This window comes from Pseudomonas sp. G11-1 (assembly GCF_024031555.1).
GTDB lineage: Bacteria > Pseudomonadota > Gammaproteobacteria > Pseudomonadales > Pseudomonadaceae > Halopseudomonas > Halopseudomonas bauzanensis.
Map to the genome: position 1 here is coordinate 980,059 of NZ_QEYQ01000001.1, position 23,942 is coordinate 1,004,000.

The window sequence follows — 23,942 nt, forward strand, 5'->3', positions numbered from 1 at the left end:
TTACGCCAGTTTATCCTGAAGTTTGACCGTTTTTTCCCTGCAGCCCCGATAGATAAAACTGGAACCCAAGCCGTCGGGCCAAGTCTGACTCTGTAACATCCTGTCAAACACCGAGATTCATCATGCCTTTAGCTGGATTGATCAGATCCGCGTTGCCGCTGGGCCTGATGTTGCTGATCCTGACGCTGCAAGGCTGCGACCACTGGCCGGCCGACCCGCGTGATTCCCTGACTACCGCCATTGAGCGCGGCACCCTGAAAGTCGGTGTCGTGGCCAACCCACCCTGGGTCAAGATCACCGATCCGGAAGCTCCCACAGGCTTGGAAAGCCAGCTGATAACGGAATTCGCCCGGGAACTGGGCATGACGGTCGACTGGCGTACCGGGGGCGTGGAAGAACAGATCGAGGCCCTGAAGTCATTCGAGCTGGACCTGCTGATTGGCGGCTTCACCGCGGCCAATCCCTGGAAGGCCGAGGTCGGCAATACCTTTCCCTATTACACCGAACGGGTGCTGATCGGCAGCCGGGGGACGCCCCCCTCGGCGATTGATGGACAGACCATTGCGATACTGCCAGACACCAACCTGGCCCCCCAGTTGCGCAAGCACAACGCCATCAGCGAGATACGCGAGACATTGGCAGATAGCCCCAACCCGGTCGCCACCGCGCAGTGGCGGCTCAGCGGGATGGGTTTTGCAAGTTCCAGCCTGGAATTGCTCAAGCACAAGCATGTGCTGCTGACACCTCCCGGCGAGAACGCCCTGCTGATGGAACTGGAGCGCTTTCTATTCCGCAATCGTGACCAGCAACAACTTGCCACACGTCTGTGGCAGGAGGCGCAGCCATGAAGGTTCGCCAGGGTTATGACCTTCCCCCGGACAAGGAACGGCTGCTGCGCCGGACCATTCGGCTGGAATGGATCTCCATGTTCTTCTCACTGACCATCGTCATCATCGTATACCTGACGATGGGCTCGTCCCAGGCCATGAAGATGGCGCTATTCGAGGATTTGCTGGCCTTTGTGCCGCCAGCCGTGTTCCTCTTGGCGATGCGGGTGCGCAAGCGTTCACCGGATGAAAAGCACCCCTATGGTTACAGCCGCGCCATTTTGCTGGCTTTCCTCGCAGCAGCGGTGGCCATCGTCATGTTCGGCCTGTTCATGCTGGTGGATTCAGCTTCTTCTCTGCTCAAGCGCGAGCACCCGAGCATCGGCCACTTCCAACTGTTCGATTGGCCGTACGAGATCTGGGCCGGCTGGATCATGATCGGCGCGCTGGTGTACGCGATGATTCCGCCGGTGGTTCTGGGCCACATGAAGATGCCGCTGGCCAAGGCGCTGCATGAAAGTACCCTGTATGCCGATGCCGACATGAATAAGGCCGACTGGATGACCTCAGCGGCTGCCATCGTCGGCATCCTCGGTATCGGCCTGGGCTTCTGGTGGGCCGACGCGGTTGCTGCTGCTGTCATCTCACTGGATGTGTTGAAGGATGGCGTCACCCATGTGCGCAAAGCGATGTTCAATCTGATGGATCAACGCCCCACCGAAACCGTGGGCGACAAGCCCTTGGGGCTGGAGGAAAAGATCGCCGAAAGCCTGTTGCGCGAGCCGGATATCAAGGACGTCGTCTCCCGCCTGCGCGAGGAAGGCCATGTCATCGGCGGTGAGATCTTCGTGGTGCTGGCCCCCGGTCAGACCAACGTGGCGCGACGTGTGCAGGAGATTGCAGAGCAGGCCTGCACGCTGGATTGGCGGCTCTACGATCTGATCGTGATGCCGGTGGAAACCATAGAACGCTGAAGAGAACGCAACCATGTGGAAACCTACCCCCTCCCGCTTGCAGTCCCCCTCCGCCAGTTCAACCTTCTGGTGGTGCCGACCTTTCGCGGCGCCTGGTACGCCGATATCACCGGCTAGCCGAACCCGACCGTTACCGGCCTGGAGAAAGAAGGCGCTGCTGTAGTCGGCCGCTCTGCTGCATTCAAGCGGCGTGCTATCATGCGCGCCGGCAGCGCCACCGTGTGCCGGTGCCGCATTCCCCCAGCAGAGCAGGCCAGATCTTCGTGCAATCCCCAAGCTCCCATGACGTGATCATTCTCGGCGCCGGCGCCTCAGGTCTGATGTGCGCCGCCATAGCCGCCCAGCGCGGACGCCGAGTGCTGGTACTGGAGAAGGCCAACAAGCCCGGCAAGAAGATCTTGATGTCCGGTGGTGGCCGGTGCAACTTCACCAATTATCAGGTCGAGGCGGATAACTTCCTCTCGGCCAACCCGCACTTCTGCAAGGCCGCACTGAAGCGTTACACCCAATGGGATTTCATCGGCATGGTGGAGCGTCACGGCATCGACTACGAGGAGCGCCGGCATAGCCAACTGTTCTGCCGCCAGTCGGCGCGGGAGGTTCTCGACATGCTGCTCGACGAGTGCCAGCAAGCGGGTGTCGAGATCCACACCCACTGTGACATCACCGAAGTGCAGCCGCTGGAATCGCATAACCTGCGCTACCGACTCATCGGCCGACAGGGCCAACAGCCGCTCCGGCTGGAGTGCCAGTCACTGGTGGTAGCCACTGGCGCCCTGTCCATCCCCACCCTGGGTGGCAGCGGCATGGGCTACGATATCGCCACCCAGTTCGGACTGCCGCTCGTCCCGCGCCGCGCCGGTCTGGTGCCGTTCATGTTCAGCGATAACATGAAGACCCTCTGCGAGCGATTGTCCGGCCTGGCGCTTGAAGTCACCGCCAGCTGCAACAACCAGAGCTTTACCGAAAACATGCTGTTCACTCACCGGGGCATCAGCGGGCCGGCGATCTTGCAAATATCCAGCTACTGGCATCCCGGCGACACGCTGGTCATCGATCTGCTGCCCGGCCTTGATGCCTTTCACTGGTTGCGTGAGGCCAAACAACAACAGGGCAAGCAGTTGTTGAAGACGTTGCTGGCCCAGCGGTTGGGGCGGGCGCTGGTGACCGAACTGCAACAGCTATGGTGGCCCGATGCACCAGCCAGACCGCTGGCCGATTACAGCGACCGGCAGCTGCGCACCGTGGCCGACCAATTGCACCAGTGGCTGTTGAAGCCCTCGGCGACCGAAGGCTATCGCACCGCCGAGGTGACCCTCGGCGGGGTGGCCACCGAGGCGGTCAGCTCGAAAACCATGGAGGCCCGGGATTACCCGGGGCTGTACTTCGTAGGTGAGGTGCTGGATGTCAGTGGCCACCTGGGCGGCTTCAATTTCCAGTGGGCCTGGTCTTCTGGCTACAGCGCCGGCCTCGCCGTCTGACCCAAGAGCGACCACGCCACAGCGCCGATATGATCAACATTATCACCACGCCATAGATCAGGTTCAGGAACAGCTGCGGGTGGCGGCTGTAGAAGCTGCCGCCGGCCTGCTCGGAAAAGGGCACATCGGCCAGCAGCTCAGCCCGGTTGAAAGCCACGCTGCTGGCCAGCCGGCGGCCATTGGGCGCGGACACCAGCGACGGCCCGTTATTGATCAGATGCGCCATCGGCACACGATTCTCAACCCCGCGCAGAATCGACATGTTGCCGTGATGGAACGGCTGGGATGTCTCGCCGAACCAGTTATCCTGGGACAGGAACAGCAGCATTTTGCCGGCCCCGTCAGAACTGATCGCGTCGGCAACAAACCCGGGGAAGGCCGCCTCGTAGCAAACCTTCGGCACCACGCGCATACCATTCAGATCAAAAGCGATGTGCTCGCTGCCGGCACCGAGCGGCCGCAGGAACTCACCGAATACCAGATCGGCCAGCCCCTTGAGCACCGGCCACGACCAGGGCTCGGGCAGATATTCACCGAACGGCATCCGCAACATCTTGCGGTATTGCGCCGTCATCTCGCCCTGCCCGTCCAGTAACGCTACCGTGTTGAAGCTGACGCGCTGGGCATCTACCCAGCGCCGCTCGACATCATGGAAGATCAGCGGCACACCGTGCCGGGCAATCGCCCGGGCGTAGCTGTCACGTACGCTGTAATCGTCGAAGTACCCCTTGTAGCGCGCCTCGGGCCAGGCCACCCATTGGGCGCCGGCCGCCACCAGCCGTTCGGTAGCAAGCATTTCCGGCGGGGATTCCCGGGTGAAGCCGACCGCCGGCGCGGGAATATCCAGGGTGATGGCATCGTTGGGTTGTACCAGCCCGATCCGCCGCGTATCCCATTGCTGCATACGCCTATCCCACTCGTAGAGGCTGATGTAGCCATACCCCAGCCACACTGCCAACAGCCCCCAAGCCAACCCCTGGGCCAGCCGGGAGTATGGCGCCTGGGGCAAGCGTCGCGGCGTCAGCATGCGATAGACCAGCACGCTGAACAGCATCATCATCGCATCCAGCCCCGGCGCACCGGTGATATCGATGGCCTGCAGAGCCGGCAGGAAACTGACCTGGCCATCGGCGAAATGGGTCTTGAACAGCATCGGGTAGAGCGCCATTACCGAGACCATGACGGCAGGAAAAACGAGCAGATCCCAGCCATCCAGGCGCCGAACCAGCCAGCGGTAGAGAGCACAACCCAGACCGATGACCAGCCCGATATAGCACCAGAACAGCAAGGCCAGCAGCGTGCTCGACAGGGGGCTGATCTGTTTGAGGTTGACCATGAAGCCGGCCAGCCAGTAGCTGCCGCCGGCAAAACAGAGAGTACCGGCCAGCCAGCCGAGCAACAGCGCCATCATGGGGCGGGTATCGCGCAGGGCAAACAGTAAAGGCACCCAGGCAAACCAGCCGACCCAATACAGGTTGATACTCAACCAGGGCACACAGAGCAGAAAGCCGCTGAGCGCGGCGAACAGCAGGCGATACATCATCCGCGCCAGCGGTGCATTTCGCCGTTGGGTATGGGCATCCGCAGCCAGAAAATCTGAAGTGGAATCGGACATCAGCGCAGCTTTTGGATTGAGGACCTGCTCGCACCCTAGAGCGTGAGCTTCATCACGGACAATACCCTATTCGGGTTACCGTCTTACGACGCTCGATACTACGTCGTGCCATGACGAGAGAACATCCTTTGGCCACCCCGGATGACGAAAGCTTGATGTGGTCGACATTTGACGAAGATAAGTAGCGGGAACCATGGCACCCTGCCGCCCATATCAGCATCATTCCGTCAGGCGCCGTAACGGCTGGGCCTGCTTGGTTATCAGACGGGGCGGAGCGCCTCGCCGAGCAAAATGCCACCATATCGAATTGCGCCAACCCGGAATAAAACCGGGAACCAATGCCGCCGAATTCTCTCAAACGCCATTGTCAGGGCTGTGGCAGGCCGACGAGCACGGAAGAAGGGCTTATATATGGATGTTACCGAGCAAGAGAATGATCCGTTTTTCATCACCGCCTGCCAAGGCCATTTTGTCACCGGTATCGGCTCAGCCGATCATGAAAACGGCAACAGTAGAATATGAGTAAGTCGAAACGCAGCTGGAGCTGGGCCTATCACAAAGTGCGGAGTTATCATGTCTCGCGCCTGCAGGCCTGTTATCGCGCAACCCGCTTCTGGTTACTCGGCGACACCGGATCCTTCGTCACCCATGGCGGATTCCGCAAGTCGCGAATCAGGAACTGACCGGGCGTACCCCTGCTTCTGTTACACTGTGGCGCCCATCCTCAGCAGGCCGCTACCGTGACTACAAGCGCTTTCTCCTCTCTCCCGCTGCCCCCTTCCCTGCTTGCCACTATCGACCGCCTGGGCTATCAGAGCATGACGCCAGTGCAATCTGCCGCACTGCCGATCATTCTCGCGGGGCAGGATCTGATTGCCCGCTCGCGCACCGGCAGTGGCAAGACCGCCGCCTTCGGCATCGGCCTGCTGGCACCGCTCAATCCGGCTTTTTTCGGCTGCCAGGCATTGGTGCTGAGTCCGACCCGGGAGCTCGCCGGACAGACCGCTACGGCGCTGCGCACGCTGGCGGGGGGCATTCCCAACATCAAGATCATCACCCTGTGCGGCGGCACGCCATTCGGCCCCCAGGCGGCCTCGCTGGAACAAGGTGTCCATGTGATCGTTGGCACGCCGGGACGGGTCAAGGACCATCTGGAACGTGGCACCCTGAGTCTGGACAAGCTCAACTGCCTGGTGCTGGACGAAGCCGACCGCATGCTCGACATGGGCTTCATCGACAGTATCAGCGAGATCATCCAGGCTACCCCCGAGCGGCGCCAGACCCTGCTGTTCTCCGCCACCTATCCACCAGGCATCGAACAGCTGGCTGGACGCTTTCTGCGCGAGCCACAACAGGTGGTAATCGAAGACGTTGAAGTCCGCAACCCGATCCGCCAGCGCTTCTATGAAGTCAGCGCCGAGGAGCGGCTACCGGCGGTATTGCGTCTGCTGGCCGATGAACGGCCGCAGCCCTGCATCGTCTTCTGCCATACCCGTCAGCAATGTCAGCAGTTGCAGCAATTGCTGTCGAGCAATGGCGTGAGCGCCCAGGCCCTGCATGGCGACATGGAACAGCGCGAACGCGATCAGGTGCTGGCGCTGTTTGCCAACCAGAGCTGTAGCGTGCTGGTGGCTACCGATGTGGCAGCCCGTGGGATCGACGTGGAAGGGGTTGCCGCGGTGATCAATGCCGAGCTGTCACCCGACCCGGCCGTGCATACTCATCGCATTGGCCGCAGCGGCCGTGCCGGCCAGCCCGGTCTGGCCCTGAGCCTGGTCGCGCCCGCGGAACAGGGACGAGCGCGCAGTATCGAGCAGAAGCTCGGTGAGCCCCTGCCCTGGTGTGAGCTGGATCAGTTGCCTGAGCGTCTCGACAAGCCGCTGCTGGCGCCGATGCGTACCCTGGCGATAGCGGGCGGACGCAAGGACAAGGTACGCCCCGGCGATCTGCTTGGCGCACTCACTGGCGACGCCGGCCTGCCTGGCGACGCCATCGGCAAGATCAGCATCAGTGACTTTCAGGCACTGGTAGCAGTGCGTTGGGAGCTGGCGAATACCGCGCTGGAGCGGCTGGAGGAAGGCAAGATCAAGGGGCGGCGGTTCAAGATAAGATTGCTGTAGGCGCAGTATGGCGGGCCGTGTCCGGCGGCAGTCGGGCGATGGCCGGATGGGGCGCTCATCGAGCTGGTGCTCGACGTTTCCCAGGAGGACCACACCTGAGTCACAGCTATAGTTGCAGCCAATACTCTCAATTCTGACGGCTTTCCTCTCAGCCATACCCAAGTTACAGGACGGTGCTGGGCAGTTGCCCTTGGCGAACCGTGTGCGGCCATGGACGGCCGCACACGAGCGCCACGGACGGCACGGGTGCGTGTTCACCAAGGGCAACTGCCCAGTGCCGTCGGACACCGAACGTGCCCCAGACTTACCTGCCCACTGCCGTCAGACACCGAACGTGCCCCATGTATCTGAGCACTGCCACCGGCAACCAACGGTGCCACGGACACACACAGCCCCCAAACCCGGTACAGAGCCAATCCGCTACAAATCAGTTACCGGCAGGGCCGCTGGTCGAGATGGAACTCGACCGGGTCGCGATCGACGGGGTCGCCATCGACCTTCCAGGAGACTGTGCACGAAGTGAGGCGGATGCTCCCAGGCAGACTCGGGGCGCCCGGCGGTTCAGCCCAAGACGCGCAATCCGCGTCTGGCTTTGGGACGGGTCAACTGACCAAACAGCCAGCTGCCAATGGCCGCCGCGACCAGCAGCGCGGCCAATCCCCAGCTCTGCTCAGGCACGGCAATGAAGCCCGGCAGAGACAGCTGGCTGAGCTTGAAACCTGCCCAGACGCCGCCAGCACCAGCCAGAGCAAACAGCAGCCAGCGCCAGGGCCGGAAGATGCGCGCCAGGCCAGCGGCCACCGGCAGCAGGCAGACAAATGCCACCGCCACCAGCAGGGCGAATGCCTTGACGAAATCCAGCAGGTCCGGCCAGACGCTGGCCAGTCGGTCAGTCAGGCTGACCGGCACCTCAGTCGGCGGCATACCCGCCAATTGAATCTGCGCCTGGACCAGACAGCCGAGAATGGTCGCCACCAGGACGGCCAACAGATAGAAAGCGATGATTCGCAGTACAGCAACCGGTGACATTGTGTCTATTCCTTGTCAGGGCAGATCCGGCAGGTTGCGCAGGGACTGTTCGTAGGCCTGCAGGTCGAAGGGCGCATCCTGCTCCAGCATGAGGTTGATGTGATGCGCCAGCACCTGGGCCATCAGGCTCAGGATCTCCTCGCGCTCATAGCCAACCAGGGTCAATTTGTTCAATGTGGCCTGGGCCGCCGGTGGTTCGCCTCCAGCCAGCTGGTTCTCGATCGCCTCGACCAGTTTTTCATGGGCGAAAGCATCGTCGGCCGCATCATCGGATGAATGCATGTGTCGGACTCGCGAAGAGGGCGCCGGACGGGTGTCCGGCGCCGGTACGGATCAGTTGACCTTGGGATCCAGCTCGCCGCTGGCGTAGCGCTGGAACATGGTTTCCAGGTTGATCGGCTTGATGCTGGAGGCATGTCCGGCAGTGCCGAAGGCTTCGTAACGGGCGATGCAGACATCACGCATGGCCTTGACCGTTTCGGCGAAGAACTTGCGCGGATCGAACTCGCTGGGATGCAGCGCCATATGACGACGCATGGCACCGGTGGAGGCAAGACGCAGGTCGGTATCGATGTTCACCTTGCGCACGCCGTGCTTGATGCCCTCGACGATTTCCTCGACCGGCACACCGTAGGTTTCCTTGATGTCGCCACCGTACTCGTTGATGATCGCCAGCCACTCCTGCGGCACCGAGGAGGAGCCATGCATCACCAGGTGGGTATTGGGGATGCGCTTGTGGATTTCCTTGATGCGATCGATCGCCAGGATGTCGCCCGTCGGCGGCTTGGTGAACTTGTAGGCGCCGTGGCTGGTGCCGATGGCAATGGCCAGAGCATCCACCTTGGTCTGCTTGACGAAATCGGCAGCTTCCTCGGGATCGGTCAGCATCTGGCTGTGATCCAGGGTACCTTCGGCGCCGATACCGTCCTCTTCTCCGGCCTGCCCGGTTTCCAGGCTGCCCAGGCAACCCAGCTCGCCTTCCACCGACACACCGCAGGCGTGAGCCATTTCCACGGTACGGCGGGTCACGTCGACGTTGTAGTCATAGTCGGTCGGGGTCTTGCCGTCTTCACCCAGGGAACCATCCATCATCACCGAGGAGAAGCCCAGTTGAATGGAGCGCTGGCATACCGCCGGGCTGGTGCCGTGATCCTGATGCATGCACACCGGAATGTGCGGAAATTCTTCGATAGCGGCGAGGATAAGGTGGCGCAGGAAAGGCGCGCCGGCGTATTTGCGGGCACCGGCGGAGGCCTGCACGATCACTGGGGAGTCGGTCTTGTCGGCCGCTTCCATGATGGCGCGCATCTGCTCCAGGTTGTTGACGTTGAAGGCCGGGACGCCGTAACCGTGCTCGGCGGCGTGGTCCAGCAACTGGCGCATGCTGATCAAAGCCATGGTCTTTCTCTCCGTAAATGATGTCTGGGTAAAGCGGTAAGCGGCAAACAGTCGGTCAAGGCTGACAGTTTACTCACCTGGCTTCAACTCATGGCACCCGGCCTGTCGCCGAGCGCCTGTTATCGTGCAAAAACTGACGCTTGCTACTGCGCTCAGCGCGCTCTCTGCTGCAGGATCTCGACCGCGGGCAGCACCTTGCCTTCGACAAATTCGAGGAAAGCTCCACCACCGGTGGAAATATAGGAAATGCGCTCGGCGACGCCATACTTGTCGATCGCTGCCAGGGTATCGCCACCACCGGCAATCGAGAAGGCCTGGCTTTCGGCAATGGCCAACGCCAGCGCCTTGGTACCTTCACCGAACTGATCGAACTCGAACACGCCAACCGGGCCGTTCCACAGAATGGTGCCGGAAGACTTGAGCAGCTCGGCGAACTGGGCGGCGGTCTGCGGGCCGATATCCAGGATCATGTCGTCCTCGGTAACTTCGGCTACCAGCTTGACGGTGGCTTCGGCGTCTTCGGCAAAGGCCTTGGCGACCACTACATCCACCGGCAGCGGCACGCTGACCTTGGCGGCGATGGCCTTGGCCGTGTCCACCAGATCGGCTTCATACAGCGACTTGCCCACCGGCAACCCCGCAGCAGCGAGGAAGGTGTTGGCAATGCCGCCGCCAACGATCAGCTGGTCGCACTTGTCCGCCAGGGCGTTGAGCACATCCAGTTTGGTGGATACCTTGGAGCCGGCGACAATGGCCGCCATGGGCTGGGCCGGCTTGTCCAACGCCTTGGCCAGCGCGTCCAGCTCGGCGGCCAGCAGCGGGCCGGCACAGGCAACCTGGGCGAACTTGGCCACGCCATGGGTGGAACCCTGGGCCCGGTGAGCGGTACCGAAGGCATCCATGACGAACACATCGCACAGCGCGGCATACTGCTGCGCCAGTTCATCGGTATTCTTTTTCTCGCCGTTATTGAAACGGACGTTCTCCAGCAGCACCACCTCGCCCGGCTGCACCGCGACGCCGCCCAGATAGTCACGTACCAGCGGCACTTCACGGCCCAACGCCTTGCTCAGGTAATCGGCTACCGGTGCCAGGCTGTCCGTCTCGCTGAACACGCCCTCCTCAGGGCGCCCCAGGTGCGAGCAGACCATTACCGCCGCGCCTTTCTCCAGCGCCAGCCGGATGGTCGGCAGGGCCGCAAGAATGCGCGCATCACTCTTGACCTGGCCGTCCTTGACCGGCACGTTCAGGTCTTCACGGATCAATACCCGCTGGCCCTTGAGATCCAGCTCTTTCATGGTCAATACGGTCATGCAGAGTTCCTTGTCGATAATGTTGATCAGTTATTCCGGTTGGCCAGCTGCAACCAGTAATCCGCCACGTCCAGCATCCGGTTGGCAAATCCCCATTCGTTGTCGAACCACACCAGCAGATTGACCAGCCGTGGCCCGGCCACCCGGGTCTGGCTGCCATCGACGATCGCCGAATGCGGGTCGTGGTTGAAATCGCAACTGGCATGCTGCAGTTCGGTGTAATCAAGCAGCCCGCGATACTCAGACTCTGACGCGGATTTGAGCAGACGGTTCACTTCCGCCGCACTGGTATCGCGTGAGGTCTGCAAAGTGATATCCAGCGCCGAGACGTTGACCGTCGGCACGCGGATCGCCTTGGCTTCAACACGTCCGGCCAACTCCGGCAACAGCCGCTCTATTCCGCGGGCCAACCCGGTGGAAACCGGAATCACCGACTGGAATGCCGAACGCGTACGACGCAGGTCGGTGTGATGATAGGCGTCGATCACCGGCTGATCGTTCATTGCCGAGTGGATAGTGGTGATGGAGATATATTCCAGCCCGATCAACTCGTTGAGCAGTCGCAGCACCGGTACGCTGGCGTTGGTGGTGCAGGAGGCGTTGGAGACCAACCGCGCGGCTGGATCCAGCGTCTGGTGGTTGATGCCATAAACCAGCGTGGTATCCACTGCCCCGGCACCGGCCATCGGCTGGGAGAACAGGACACGCGGCGCGCCGGCCTGGAGGAATCGCTCGGCGTCGGCACGGGAGGTGTATTGCCCCGAGCATTCCAGCAGCAGATCGAGCTCCAATGCCTGCCAGTCGATATCCTCGGGGCAGGGTGCACAGAGCACCTGCACGCACTGGCCATTGATATGCAGACAATCCCCATCGACCCGAACCTCGCCGGGAAAGCGCCCGTGGGTGGAATCGAAACGGGTCAGGTACTCGATGCTGGCCTGGTCGGCCAGATCGTTCAGGGCGACAATCTGCATATCGCTGCCACCGCGTTCATGCAGTGCACGCAGCACACAGCGTCCGATACGGCCGTAACCGTTGAGGGCAATGCGCAGGGGACGGTGACTCGAGGACATGGTCAGCAGCTCGGTTGCAGCTGCAAGCCACCAGCAGCAGGTGACAAGCTGGGTACCTTCAACTTGTCACCTGCCACTGGTCACTTGCCGCTGTGATCAATCTTCCAGCAGCTCTTCAGCCACCGCCAGCACGTTGTCGACAGTAAAGCCGAACTCTTCGAACAGCGCACCCGCCGGCGCCGACTCGCCATAGCTGTGCATGCCGACGATGCGACCATCCAGGCCAACGTACTTGTACCAGTAATCGGCGTGGGCCGCCTCGATGGCGATGCGTGCGCCTACTTCCAGCGGCAGTACGGCCTGACGATACTCGGCGTCCTGCTGATCAAACACGCTGGTGCAAGGCATGGACACCACGCGAACCTGACGGCCCTGCTCGGTGAGCTTTTCCCAGACCTGAACAGCCAGGCCAACTTCCGAGCCGGTGGCAATCAGGATCAGTTCCGGCTCGCCGGCACAGTCCTTGAGCACGTAACCGCCGCGTGCAATGGCCGCCTCGGTTTCGTTGTCGCGGATATGGCACGGCAGGTTCTGGCGCGAGAAGATCAACGCGCTGGGGCCGTCGTTGCGCTGCAGCGCATGCTTCCAGGCCACCGCCGACTCGACGGTATCGGCCGGACGCCAGGTATCCAGGTTCGGCGTGGTGCGCAGGCTGGTCAGTTGCTCGACCGGCTGGTGGGTTGGGCCATCTTCGCCCAGACCGATGGAGTCGTGGGTGAATACATAGATGACGCGCTGGCGCATCAATGCCGACATGCGCACCGCGTTGCGCGCGTATTCCATGAACATCAGGAAGGTCGCACCATAGGGCACCAGGCCACCGTGCAGCGCCACGCCGTTCATGATCGCTGCCATGCCGAATTCACGTACGCCGTAGTACATGTAGTTGCCCGAGGCGTCCTCTTCGACCACCGGCTTGCAGCCATCCCACAGAGTCAGGTTGGAGCCGGCCAGGTCAGCCGAGCCGCCGAGCAGCTCCGGCAGCATGGGGCCAAAAGCGTTCAGGCAGTTCTGACTGGCCTTGCGGCTGGCGATGTTCTCGCCCTTCTCGGCCACGGCGCGGATGTAGGCCGAAGCTTTTTCGTCGAAGTCCGCCGGCAGCTCGCCGGCCATGCGCCGGGTGAACTCGGCAGCCAGTTCGGGGAACTCGGCCTGGTAGGCGGCAAATTTCTCATTCCACTGCTGCTCGGCCTGGTTACCGGCGTCCTTGGCATCCCACTCGGCATAGATGTCGGCGGGGATCTCGAACGGGCCGTGGCTCCAACCCAGCGCTTCGCGGGTCAGGGCAATTTCCGCATCACCCAGGGCCGCGCCGTGGGAGGACTCCTTGCCCTGCTTGTTCGGCGAGCCGAAGCCGATGATGGTCTTGCAGCAGATCAGGGTCGGCTTGTCGCTCTTGCGGGCGGTCTCGATAGCGGTCTTGATTTCGTCGGCATCATGGCCGTTGACATTGCGGATCACCTGCCAGCCGTAGGACTCGAAGCGGCGCGGGGTGTCGTCGGTGAACCAGCCGTGTACTTCGCCATCGATGGAAATGCCGTTGTCATCATAGAAGGCGGTCAGCTTGCTCAGGCCCAGGGTACCGGCCAGCGAGCAGACTTCGTGGGAGATGCCTTCCATCATGCAGCCATCACCGAGGAACACGTAGGTGTCGTGATCGACGATATTGTGACCGGGCCGGTTGAACTGGGCAGCCATGATCTTTTCCGCCAGAGCGAAACCCACCGCGTTGGCGATGCCCTGGCCCAGCGGGCCGGTAGTGGTTTCCACACCCGGCGTATAGCCCAGCTCCGGATGACCGGGCGTCTTGCTGTGCAATTGGCGGAAATTCTTCAGGTCATCGATCGACAGGTCATAGCCGGTCAGGTGCAGCAGCGAGTAGATCAGCATCGAGCCGTGACCGTTGGACAGCACGAAGCGGTCGCGGTCGGCCCAGTTCGGGTTGGCCGGGTTGTGCTTCATGAAGTCACGCCACAGCACCTCGGCGATATCCGCCATCCCCATGGGCGCACCCGGGTGGCCGCTGTTGGCTTTCTGCACCGCATCCATGCTGAGGGCACGAATGGCATTGGCTCGGTCACGACGACTGGGCATGAACTACTCCTGTGATTTCAAGGCAGAGGGCGAACCGGGATCAAGGTCGGCTGGCCGGGAAATAAAGGCCGGCATTTTCGCCCAAACTGCCGCAACGGGCAATGAAAACCCCGACTCCGTGGTGCAAACACCGCTGTTGCGAGACGAATGGCCCTGCCGGAGCATCTATATCAAAATATTTTGATATAGATATTGCGATCAGCCGGGGGCTTCACTACACTGCTCCACCATGAACGAACCAGTACGGCTTGCGCCCCTCGACGATACAGCTACCGAACAACTGGCTGCCTTCTGCAAGGCTGCCGGTGACCAGCTGCGGCTGGATATCCTGCGGGCGCTGCGCAGCGATTCCTTTGGCGTACTGGAGCTGGCCCAGATCTTCGGCATGCGCCAGTCGGGTATCAGCCATCACCTGAAGGTACTGGCCAATGCCGGCCTGGTGCGTACCCGCCGGGAAGGCAACTCGATTTTCTATCGGCGCAGCCTGCCGGATGCTGCCAGTCATTGGCGGCATTTACACGAGCAGTTGCTGAACGGGCTGGACGCACTGCCCCTGGAGCCGGCGCTGACCCAGGCGATTGCCGCAGTGCATAGCCAGCGCGGCGAGGTCTCCCGACAGTTCTTCGCCCGCTTTGCCGATGGCACGCCGGCCCAGCAGGACCTGATCGCGCATTTCGGTCTGTATCGCGAATCGCTGTTGGGGCTGATCGATAGCTTGGTGCTCCCCGCCACTGAACTGGCCATCGAAGTGGGGCCCGGTGAAGGCGGTTTCCTGCCGGACCTGGCCAGCCGCTTCGGCCGGGTGCTGGCACTGGACAATGCACCGGCTATGCTGGAACGAGCCCGCCAACAATGTGCCGAGGCGGGCCTGGATAATGTCGATTGCCTGCTGGCCGATGCGTTACTGCCGCAGGAACTGCCGGCCGCCGATTGCCTGGTATGCAATATGGTGCTGCACCATATGCCGGCACCGGCCGAGGCGCTGCGGCGCTTTGCCGACCTGCTCAAACCCGGCGGCACTCTGGTGCTGACCGAGCTGTGCAGTCACGACCAGAGCTGGGTCCGGGAGACCTGCGGCGACCTCTGGCTGGGCTTCGATCAGGACGACCTGGCCCGCTGGGCCGGCAGTGCCGGACTGGAGCTCGGCAGCAGCCTGTACCTGGGGCTGCGCAACGGCTTCCAGATTCAGCTGCAACAATTTACCAAGGGTGCCCGATGATCCGTCATCGTGCTACCCGCCCCCTGTCAACGAAAGGGCTGTGACCATGAGCGAATACTCGATTTTCACCTCCGAATCGGTCTCCGAAGGCCATCCGGACAAGCTGGCCGACCAGATTTCCGACGCTGTGCTGGATGCCATTCTCGCCGAGGACAAATTTGCCCGCGTGGCCTGCGAAACCATGGTGAAAACCGGGGTTGCCATCGTCGGTGGTGAAATCACCACCAGCGCCTGGGTCGACCTGGAAGATCTGGTGCGCGGCGTGATCAAGGATATCGGCTACACCTCCTCCGAGGTCGGTTACGACGCCGATACCTGTGGCGTGATCAACATCATCGGCAAGCAGTCACCCGACATCGCCCAGGGCGTCGACCGGCAGAAGCCGGAAGACCAGGGTGCCGGCGACCAGGGTCTGATGTTCGGCTATGCCAGCAATGAGACCGATGTGCTGATGCCCGCACCGATCACCTTCGCCCACCGACTGGTCGAGCGCCAGGCCGAAGTGCGCAAGAACGGTACGCTGAACTGGCTGCGCCCGGATGCCAAATCCCAGGTCACCTGCCGCTATGACAACGGCAAGGTAGTCGGCATCGACGCCATCGTGCTGTCGACCCAGCACAACCCGGAAATCGAGCAGGCCGACCTGCGCGAAGCGGTGATGGAGACCATCATCAAGCACGTGATTCCGGCCGAGCTGCTGCATGCCGACACCCAGTACCACATCAACCCGACCGGCAAGTTCGTCATCGGCGGGCCGGTGGGCGACTGTGGCCTGACCGGTCGCAAGATCATCGTCGACACCTACGGCGGCATGGCCCGTCACGGTGGTGGCGCCTTCTCCGGCAAGGACCCGTCCAAGGTTGACCGCAGCGCCGCCTATGCCGGTCGTTATGTGGCCAAGAACATCGTGGCTGCCGGCCTGGCCGAGCGCTGCGAGATCCAGGTGTCCTACGCCATCGGTGTAGCGCAGCCGACGTCGGTCTCGGTCAATACCTTCGGTACCGGCAAGATCAGCGATGAGCAGATCATCAAGCTGGTGCGCGAGCACTTCGACCTGCGGCCCTATGCGATCACTCGCATGCTCGACCTGCTGCACCCGATGTACCGCGCCACTGCGGCCTACGGCCACTTCGGCCGCAACCCGTTCGAGATGACGGTGGGCAATGACACCTTCACCGCCTTCCCCTGGGAGAAGACGGACAAGGCCGAGGCGCTGCGGGCTGACGCGAAGGTCTGACCGCAGCAGGTCAACGTCAGGAGTTAACGCCGGAAGTTATCGTGACAGCCCTTGCAGCTCTGCTGCACGGCGCTGAAGGCCTCGGTCACCTGTTCAGGCGTTTCGACGCCCTGCGCAGTGACCTCCGCCAGCTCGGCTACTGCATCGCGATAGCGGTCAATGGCCTGGGCAAAGCCTGCGGGGTCAGTCCAGACCTCAGGCAGAGCAGCATGCTTCTGCTCGGTTTCCCCCGGTTCGGGGAAATACGCCCAAGGCGCTTCGACGGAAGCAGCCAGGGCCTGGGCATGGGCGGCGAAGGTGTCGCCATCGAAGGGCAGACGGTCACGCAGCATGCCACCCATCGGCTCGCTGTGACTGAGAAAGTCCTTGAAGGCCGCCTGGCGTTTGCCTTCCGGCGAGTTGGGATCGGTCTTGTTACCACAGCCGGCCAGCGCCAGGCCGAGGGCAGCGAGCAACAGAATTTTGGGGGTTGGAACAGCAAACATCGTGACATCCCTTTGGAACATTGAGGGCGCTATCTTAACGCGTCTTCCACCTGAAACTGATTGGAGAAAAGTATGAGCGCAGTTATCCAGAGCAATTTCACCGACTACAAGGTGGCTGATATCAGCCTGGCCGATTACGGCCGCCGCGAGATCATCATTGCCGAATCCGAGATGCCGGCGCTGATGGCCATGCGTCGCAAGTATGCCGGTGAGCAGCCGCTCAAGGGCGCGCGCATCCTGGGCTGCATCCACATGACCATCCAGACCGCCGTGCTGATCGAGACGCTGGTCGAACTGGGTGCCGAAGTGCGCTGGTCCTCGTGCAATATTTTCTCCACCCAGGACCACGCAGCCGCTGCCATTGCCGCAGCCGGCGTACCGGTATTCGCCTGGAAGGGTGAAACCGAGGAAGAATACGAATGGTGTATCGAGCAGACCATCCTCAAGGACGGCCAGCCGTGGAATGCCAACATGGTGCTGGATGACGGCGGCGATCTGACCCTGATCCTGCACGAGAAATTCCCCCAGGTACTGGAAAGCGTGCACGGCGTCACCGAAGAAACCACTACCGGCGTGCACCGCCTGCTCGACATGCTGAAAAAGGGCACACTCAAGGTACCGGCGATCAACGTCAACGACTCGGTCACCAAGAGCAAGAACGACAACAAGTACGGCTGCCGTCACAGCCTGAACGACGCCATCAAGCGCGCCACCGACCACCTGCTGTCCGGCAAGAAGGCACTGGTCATCGGTTATGGCGACGTGGGCAAGGGCTCGTCCCAGTCCCTGCGCCAGGAAGGCATGATCGTGCGCGTCGCCGAGGCCGACCCGATCTGCGCCATGCAGGCGTGCATGGACGGTTATGAAGTGGTGTCGCCCTATATCAACGGCATCAACGATGGTACCGAAGCCTGCATCAACCGCGAGCTGCTGGGTAACACCGACCTGATCGTCACCACCACCGGTAACGTCAATGTCTGTGACGCCAATATGCTCAAGGCGCTGAAGAAGCGTGCCGTGGTGTGCAACATCGGCCACTTCGACAACGAGATCGACACCGCCTACACCCGCCAGAACTGGCACTGGGAAGAGGTCAAGCCGCAGGTGCACAAGATCCACCGCACCGGCAAGGACAACTTCGACCCGGCCAATGATGACTACCTGATCCTGCTGGCCGAAGGCCGTCTGGTCAACCTGGGCAACGCCACCGGCCACCCCAGCCGTATCATGGATGGCTCCTTCGCCAACCAGGTGCTGGCGCAGATCCACCTGTTCAAGCAGGGCTACGCCAACCTGGATGCCAGCGCCAAGGCCGAGCTGCTGCGCGTGGAAGTGCTGCCCAAGGAGCTGGACGAGGAAGTGGCCCTGGAGATGGTCAAGGGCTTCGGCGGTGTGGTCACCCAGATGACCCAGGTCCAGGCCGATTACATCGGCGTACCGGTCAACGGCCCGTTCAAGCCGGACACCTACCGCTACTAAGCACAGCGGCAAGTCAGGCGTTGCGCCTCGCTGCGATCGGCAGTCCGCTATCGCAGCGAGGCGAGGCTCCTACCAGATGAGTTTGATAAGAGACGAGTCATGACGACCAGCAAAGAGATTCCCGTCAGCTTCGAGTTCTTCCCGACCAAGACCGAAGCCGGTCACGAGAAGCTGATCGCGGCGGCCCATGTACTGGCCGACCAGCAACCCGAGTTCTTCTCGGTGACCTACGGCGCCGGTGGCTCCACCCGCGACCGCACCATCAATACCGTGCTGCAGCTGGATCAGCAGGTAAAGATCCCGACCGCACCACACCTGTCCTGCGTGGGCGACAGCAAGGCAGACCTGCGTCAGTTGCTTACCGAATACCGCGAAGCCGGCATCCGCCGTATCGTTGCGCTGCGTGGCGACCTGCCCTCCGGTATGGGCCGCGCCTCCGGTGAGCTGCGCTACGCCAACGAGCTGGTCGAGTTCATCCGCGAGGAAACCGGTGACCATTTCATCATCGAGGTCGCCGCCTACCCCGAGGCGCACCCACAGGCACGCAATTTCGAAGCGGATCTGGAGAACTTCGTCCGCAAGGCCAAGGCCGGCGCCGACAGCGCGATTACCCAGTATTTCTTCAACGCCGACTGCTACTTCCATTTCGTCGACCGGGTGCGCAAGGCCGGTGTGGATCTGCCGATCGTGCCCGGCATCATGCCGATCACCAACTACACCAGCCTGTCGCGTTTCTCCGATGCCTGCGGTGCGGAAATCCCGCGCTGGATCCGCAAGCAGCTGGAATCCTACGGCGATGACAGCGCCAGTATTGCGGCCTTCGGTACTGAAGTGATCAGCGACATGTGCCAACGCCTGCTCGACGGCGGCGCACCGAGCCTGCACTTCTATACGCTGAATCAGGCGCAACCAAGCCTGGCGATCCTGGATAATCTGTAACCCAACAGTCGATATAGAAACACACTCTCCCTATCTGCTGTTGGAGTGTCGAGTTCCATCCCGGCCGCCTGGAACACCCCTGGCCGGGATGGCACCCGCCCCTCCGTCGGACGGTGTTGTTTCCCAAGCGGGCTGCGTTCGGCCTCGGCCAGCGCCGCTCCAGGCCGCCTTGCTGGGCGATATATCTCCGGCTTGTTCCAGCGCCTCCGGCGACCGCCGGGAAGCTTTTTTCTGCGAGACTGGTTCATTTCTGTTACACTCCAGCCTCTTCATTTTCGGCCGCACGGACAGTCCTTGTTCGCAAACGGCCATCACAGGGTTTATCTGAATGTCCTTTGCCTCTCTCGGCCTGTCCGACGCGCTGGTGCGCGCCGTGGCTGCCACTGGTTATACCACCCCCACTCCCGTCCAGACCCAGGCCATCCCGGCCGTTCTGGAAGGCCGCGACCTGATGGTCGCCGCCCAGACCGGTACCGGCAAGACCGCCGGTTTTTCACTGCCGATTCTGGAACTGCTGTTCCCCAACGGCCAGCGCCCAGCTGACTACAAGCGCGTCCCGCGCAAGGTCCGCGCGTTGGTATTGACGCCGACCCGTGAACTGGCAGCCCAGGTGCACGACAACATCCGCTCCTACGCCACCGAGCTGCAGCTGCACAGCGCCTGCATCTTCGGCGGTGTCGGCGCCAACCCGCAGATGAAGGCCATCGCCCCGGGTCTGGATATCCTGGTGGCCTGCCCCGGTCGCCTGCTGGATCTGGTCGGCCAGCGCGCGGTCGATCTGTCCGCCGTCGAGTTCTTTGTCCTGGACGAAGCCGACCGCATGCTCGACATGGGCTTCATTCACGACGTGAAGAAGGTCATCGCCAAGCTGCCGGCCAAGCGCCAGAACCTGCTGTTCTCCGCCACCTTCTCGGCCGAAATCACCGAGCTGACCAACCGCCTGCTGCACAACCCGGCGCGCATTCAGGTCACCCCGCTGAACACCACCGTCGAGCGTATCGAGCAGCGCGTCTACCGCGTGCAAGCCGGTCACAAGCGCGCGCTGGTAGCTCATTTGATCACCATGGGCGCCTGGGAACAGGTGCTGGTCTTCACCCGCACCAAGCACGGCGCCAACCGCCTGGCCGAGTATCTGGACAAGAATGGCCTGCCCGCTGCAGCCATTCACGGCAACAAGAGCCAGAGCGCACGCACCAAGGCACTGGCCGACTTCAAGGCCAACAAGATCCGGGTGCTGGTTGCCACCGATATTGCCGCCCGCGGCCTGGATATCGACCAGTTGCCCCATGTGGTCAACTTCGAGTTGCCCAACGTCTCGGAAGACTACGTGCACCGTATCGGCCGTACCGGTCGTGCCGGTCGCAGCGGCGAGGCAGTCTCGCTGGTCAGCCCCGACGAGGAGAAGCTGCTCAAGGCCATCGAACGCCTGACGCGGCAGAAATTCGAGGAAGGCAGCCTGGAGGGTTTTGTGCCGCCGGCCCAGGCCGAGCTCAACAGCGACCGTCCGGAGCGCCCACGTGGCGCTGCCCCGGCCAATGGCCGCAACCAGCGTCGTAGCAACAATGCTGGCGGACAGCCCCGTGGCCAGGGCGGCCGTAATGACAAGCCGCGCAGCAGCAACGGCGGTAGCAATAACAAACCGCGCCGCCCGCAGCAGGCCCGTCCGGGTATTGCCGAGCCGGAAGATGCCGTCGCCCGCGAACGTCGCCTGCAGGCTATGGGCAATCGCGCCGTACCGGATGCACCCAAAGAAAACCGCCAGCGCAGCCAGCGGGAAAAGCCGGCGCTGCTGGGTAGCTGAGACCCAAGCTATCAGGACGAGGTCCGGAGCCGATTCACGGCTCCGGATTCCTGATCACCCCTCTCCGCTGCGTTGCCGGAATGTGAGCTAGTCCACAATAAGCAGATCCTTCGCTCGCCTCACCGCCGGGCGCAGCCTATCCTTGCGGCCTGACTCACGGACTGATGTCACGCCCACCATGCACAACATGATTACCGCCGGATTGGCGTTCCTGCTCTGGGGCAGTTGGGCCTGGCTGGCCAACCAGACCAGTGACCCTGCTCATGCATTATTGGCCGGCCTGCTGCAGGGCGCTGCCAGCGCCATCATCACCCTGCTGATGGCTGCCATCGTCACACGACTCTTTCACCGAATCTCGTCTCGCCCACTGGCAATCTCGTTGCCCCCACTGCTGGTGGTATCGGTAAGCACCAGTGCGCTGTATCTGCTTCACTGGCTCAGCCAGACACCGAACCTGTGGCTCACCATTGCCCCACCCAGTTGCACCGCCCTCATTTTCTGTATCTATCTGACCCTGCGACTGGCATACCAATCTCCGTCTCCCACCCCCTCCAGCGAGCCCAGCCCATGAGCGAAGCCAGTAATCGGCGTCCACTGAAGATCCGCGACCAGAGGACGGTCAATCGCATCGCCGCCTGGCTCAGCCAGCGCAACGTGACACCGAATCAGATCTCTGTATGCAGTGTGATATTTGCCGCCGCTGGAGCCGTCGCGCTAGTCGCCGCAGGGCATACCGGCGATGCCTACCAGGTAGTCAGTTTGATATGCGCCGCGCTGATGATCCAATGTCGCCTGCTCTGCAATCTGTTCGATGGCATGGTGGCGATGGAGGGCGGCAAGCAGACTCCGGCCGGGGAACTATTCAATGATGTACCCGACCGCATCGCTGACCCGCTGCTGATCGTCGCCTGCGGCTTCGCCGTACCCGAATACCCCTCCGCCATCTGGCTGGCATGGCTCGGTGCATTGCTCGCAGTGCTGACAGCCTATATCCGCGTGCTGGGCGCTTCACTGGGGCTGCCGGCAGACTTCCGCGGGCCGATGGCCAAGCAGCAACGCATGGCCTTGCTCACCCTGGCCTGCCTGGCTTCGGCACTGCAGTTCCTCTGGGATGGCCATGGTGAGCTGCTGTGGCTGGCCCTCATTGTCCTGGTCGTCGGCAGCGCCTTGACTTGCCTGCGCCGGCTATTCGGCGCCTACCGTCAACTGAATACCGGAGCTTGAAGATGGATCTCGGCCTGCCATTCATGCTGGAACTGACGCCCAACACGCTTACCGCGATGGTGCTGGTGCTGGCGCTGCTGGTGCTCGCTTCAATCATCCAGCGGCTGCTGGTCAGCCGCTTGCCCGCTGGAACCCATATCGAGTTGCAGCAGCGGATCAGGTCCTGGTGGATCATGGTGCTGGTGGTATTCACTGCACTGGTCATCGGTCATACCGCCTCGCTGATCTTTTTCACCATCCTCAGCTTCATCGCCCTGCGCGAGTTCTTCTCGATTCTGCCGGTGCGCCTGACGGATCGGCGATTGATCCTGGCGCTCTATCTGCTGGTGCCGGTGCATTACTACTGGATCGCCACCGACTGGTACGGCATGTTCACCATCTTCATTCCGGTTTATCTTTTCCTGCTGATACCCTTCGGATTGTTGCTGCTGGGTGAGACCAAGGGCTTCATTCGCGCAGTGGCATCCTATCAATGGGCGGTAATGACAACGGTATTCGCGATCAGCCATGTCGCCTATCTGTTGATGCTGCCGGCAGAGACCAACCCGGCCGGCGGCGGTGTCGGCCTGGTGCTGTACCTGGTATTCCTCACCCAGTTCAACGATGTTGCCCAGTACATCTGGGGCAAGACCTTCGGACGCCGCAAGATCGTCCCCGGCATCAGCCCGAACAAGACATGGGAAGGTTTCCTTGGCGGTATTGCCACCACCACCCTGCTCGGCGGCCTGTTGGCTCCGTGGCTGACTCCATTGCATTGGCCCCTGGGATTGCTTGCAGGGTTACTGATAGGTATAGCGGGTTTCGTCGGTGATCTCACCATTTCAGCGGTCAAGCGTGATCTGCTGATCAAGGACACCGGTCAGTTGATTCCAGGGCATGGCGGTATTCTCGATCGCATCGACAGCCTGATGTATACCGCCCCGCTGTTTTTCCACTTCCTGCGATATACAGCGTATTGAGCGAGCTAGAAGCCATGATCAAAGCGCTGCCAAAAGTATTGTTCTTTCTGTTGATCGTCCGCCCGGTGGTGTATCTGATGCTGGGGCTCAACTTGCTGCAGCGGGAAAAACTGCCCGTTCACGGACCGGCCATCCTGGCCGCCAATCACAACAGCCATCTCGATACGCTGGTGTTGATGTCACTCTACCCACTGGCCACCTTGCATCGTGTGCGCCCGGTGGCCGCGGCGGACTACTTCCTGCGCAATCGCTTCACCGCCTGGCTATCGCTCAACCTGATCGGCATCATTCCGCTGGATCGCCAGGGCGAGGTAGGCAAGGACAAGGTCTTCGAACTGTGTCAGCGGGCATTGGCCGATGATCAGATCCTGCTGCTGTTCCCCGAGGGCAGCCGGGGCGATCCGGAGCAACTGCAACCCCTGCGCAAGGGCATCTACCATCTGGCTCGCAGCCAGCCCGGCACCCGTGTCACACCGGTTGCCCTGCACGGTCTGGGCAAGGCATTACCCAGAGGCGGGTCGATGATAGTGCCTTTCAACTGCGATGCCGTGGTCGGCGATCCACTGGAGCCGGGAGAAGACTGCGACGCGTTCATGAACGAGCTGCAAACGGCGCTGGAAGACCTGCTGACGCAATGCATTACCCGGAGCAAGGAGCAGGAAGGCTAGCCAAGGC

The 23,942-nt window shown here is 61.9% G+C and carries 20 protein-coding genes and 1 pseudogene; 13 read left to right on the top strand and 8 right to left on the bottom strand.

Annotated elements, in window-relative coordinates:
* Positions 1–122: 122 nt before the first annotated feature.
* From DHB74_RS04575 to DHB74_RS04585, 3 genes are all read left to right on the top strand, one after another.
* Positions 123–848 carry a transporter substrate-binding domain-containing protein gene (locus tag DHB74_RS04575; protein ID WP_136868827.1) on the top strand — a complete coding sequence of 242 codons (726 nt, stop codon included), beginning with the start codon at positions 123–125 and terminating at the stop codon, positions 846–848.
* Positions 845–1,801, top strand: coding sequence for a cation diffusion facilitator family transporter (locus DHB74_RS04580; protein ID WP_499160869.1), 957 nt, complete (start codon positions 845–847; stop codon positions 1,799–1,801). Before DHB74_RS04575 ends, DHB74_RS04580 begins: the two co-directional genes overlap by 4 nt.
* Before the next feature lie 263 nt (positions 1,802–2,064).
* Complete coding sequence (locus tag DHB74_RS04585; RefSeq protein ID WP_499160870.1) at positions 2,065–3,282, top strand: BaiN/RdsA family NAD(P)/FAD-dependent oxidoreductase; 1,218 nt, start codon at positions 2,065–2,067, stop codon at positions 3,280–3,282.
* Here the strand turns inward: DHB74_RS04585 and lnt are convergent.
* Positions 3,230–4,897, bottom strand: a complete 1,668-nt coding sequence (gene lnt / locus DHB74_RS04590; protein WP_036989194.1) for an apolipoprotein N-acyltransferase — start codon at positions 4,895–4,897, stop codon at positions 3,230–3,232. The genes DHB74_RS04585 and lnt overlap by 53 nt on opposite strands.
* Positions 4,898–5,637: 740 nt before the next feature.
* Here lnt and dbpA point away from each other — a divergent pair.
* The gene (dbpA, locus tag DHB74_RS04595) at positions 5,638–7,017 is read left to right on the top strand and encodes an ATP-dependent RNA helicase DbpA (RefSeq protein ID WP_074777593.1); all 1,380 of its coding nucleotides are present in this window, start codon (positions 5,638–5,640) and stop codon (positions 7,015–7,017) included.
* Positions 7,018–7,578: 561 nt separating this feature from the next.
* Here dbpA and DHB74_RS04600 read toward each other — a convergent pair.
* From DHB74_RS04600 to tkt, 6 genes are all read right to left on the bottom strand, one after another.
* Positions 7,579–8,046 (bottom strand): hypothetical protein, encoded by a 468-nt coding sequence (locus DHB74_RS04600; protein WP_136868823.1) that lies wholly within the window; start codon positions 8,044–8,046, stop codon positions 7,579–7,581.
* 15 nt (positions 8,047–8,061) lie between these two features.
* The gene (locus DHB74_RS04605; protein WP_036989191.1) at positions 8,062–8,328 is read right to left on the bottom strand and encodes a hypothetical protein; all 267 of its coding nucleotides are present in this window, start codon (positions 8,326–8,328) and stop codon (positions 8,062–8,064) included.
* Between the two features lie 51 nt (positions 8,329–8,379).
* Positions 8,380–9,444 (bottom strand): class II fructose-bisphosphate aldolase, encoded by a 1,065-nt coding sequence (fba, locus tag DHB74_RS04610; RefSeq protein ID WP_036989190.1) that lies wholly within the window; start codon positions 9,442–9,444, stop codon positions 8,380–8,382.
* 152 nt (positions 9,445–9,596) lie between these two features.
* The gene (locus DHB74_RS04615; RefSeq protein WP_036989189.1) at positions 9,597–10,757 is read right to left on the bottom strand and encodes a phosphoglycerate kinase; all 1,161 of its coding nucleotides are present in this window, start codon (positions 10,755–10,757) and stop codon (positions 9,597–9,599) included.
* 26 nt (positions 10,758–10,783) lie between these two features.
* Positions 10,784–11,830 carry an erythrose-4-phosphate dehydrogenase gene (gene epd, locus DHB74_RS04620; RefSeq protein WP_499160871.1) on the bottom strand — a complete coding sequence of 349 codons (1,047 nt, stop codon included), beginning with the start codon at positions 11,828–11,830 and terminating at the stop codon, positions 10,784–10,786.
* A 96-nt stretch (positions 11,831–11,926) separates the two neighbouring features.
* Complete coding sequence (gene tkt, locus DHB74_RS04625) at positions 11,927–13,924, bottom strand: transketolase (RefSeq protein WP_499160872.1); 1,998 nt, start codon at positions 13,922–13,924, stop codon at positions 11,927–11,929.
* A gap of 229 nt (positions 13,925–14,153) precedes the next feature.
* Between tkt and DHB74_RS04630 the strand changes: the two genes are divergently transcribed.
* Together DHB74_RS04630 and metK are read left to right on the top strand one after the other, a co-directional pair.
* Complete coding sequence (locus DHB74_RS04630) at positions 14,154–15,143, top strand: ArsR/SmtB family transcription factor (protein WP_074777582.1); 990 nt, start codon at positions 14,154–14,156, stop codon at positions 15,141–15,143.
* A gap of 46 nt (positions 15,144–15,189) precedes the next feature.
* Positions 15,190–16,380, top strand: coding sequence for a methionine adenosyltransferase (metK, locus tag DHB74_RS04635; protein WP_036989185.1), 1,191 nt, complete (start codon positions 15,190–15,192; stop codon positions 16,378–16,380).
* A gap of 23 nt (positions 16,381–16,403) precedes the next feature.
* Here the strand turns inward: metK and DHB74_RS04640 are convergent, their stop codons facing one another.
* Positions 16,404–16,865, bottom strand: a complete 462-nt coding sequence (locus DHB74_RS04640; protein WP_499160873.1) for a c-type cytochrome — start codon at positions 16,863–16,865, stop codon at positions 16,404–16,406.
* A gap of 72 nt (positions 16,866–16,937) precedes the next feature.
* Here DHB74_RS04640 and ahcY point away from each other — a divergent pair, with 72 nt between their 5' ends.
* From ahcY to DHB74_RS04675, 7 genes and pseudogenes are all read left to right on the top strand, one after another.
* Entirely contained in the window at positions 16,938–18,344 is a 1,407-nt protein-coding gene (gene ahcY, locus DHB74_RS04645; protein ID WP_499160874.1) for an adenosylhomocysteinase, read from the top strand.
* A gap of 99 nt (positions 18,345–18,443) precedes the next feature.
* Complete coding sequence (gene metF / locus DHB74_RS04650; RefSeq protein WP_499160875.1) at positions 18,444–19,283, top strand: methylenetetrahydrofolate reductase [NAD(P)H]; 840 nt, start codon at positions 18,444–18,446, stop codon at positions 19,281–19,283.
* 328 nt (positions 19,284–19,611) lie between these two features.
* Positions 19,612–21,063 (top strand): annotated as a pseudogene (locus tag DHB74_RS04655) (DEAD/DEAH box helicase); the annotation flags it as partial.
* A gap of 199 nt (positions 21,064–21,262) precedes the next feature.
* Complete coding sequence (locus DHB74_RS04660; protein ID WP_051610768.1) at positions 21,263–21,655, top strand: hypothetical protein; 393 nt, start codon at positions 21,263–21,265, stop codon at positions 21,653–21,655.
* Entirely contained in the window at positions 21,652–22,308 is a 657-nt protein-coding gene (locus DHB74_RS04665) for a CDP-alcohol phosphatidyltransferase family protein (RefSeq protein WP_036989182.1), read from the top strand. The genes DHB74_RS04660 and DHB74_RS04665 overlap by 4 nt, the downstream gene beginning before the upstream one ends.
* 2 nt (positions 22,309–22,310) lie before the next feature.
* The gene (locus DHB74_RS04670; protein ID WP_218144697.1) at positions 22,311–23,267 is read left to right on the top strand and encodes a phosphatidate cytidylyltransferase; all 957 of its coding nucleotides are present in this window, start codon (positions 22,311–22,313) and stop codon (positions 23,265–23,267) included.
* 14 nt (positions 23,268–23,281) lie between these two features.
* Entirely contained in the window at positions 23,282–23,935 is a 654-nt protein-coding gene (locus tag DHB74_RS04675; protein WP_036989181.1) for a lysophospholipid acyltransferase family protein, read from the top strand.
* The last annotated feature ends 7 nt before the right edge of the window (positions 23,936–23,942 follow it).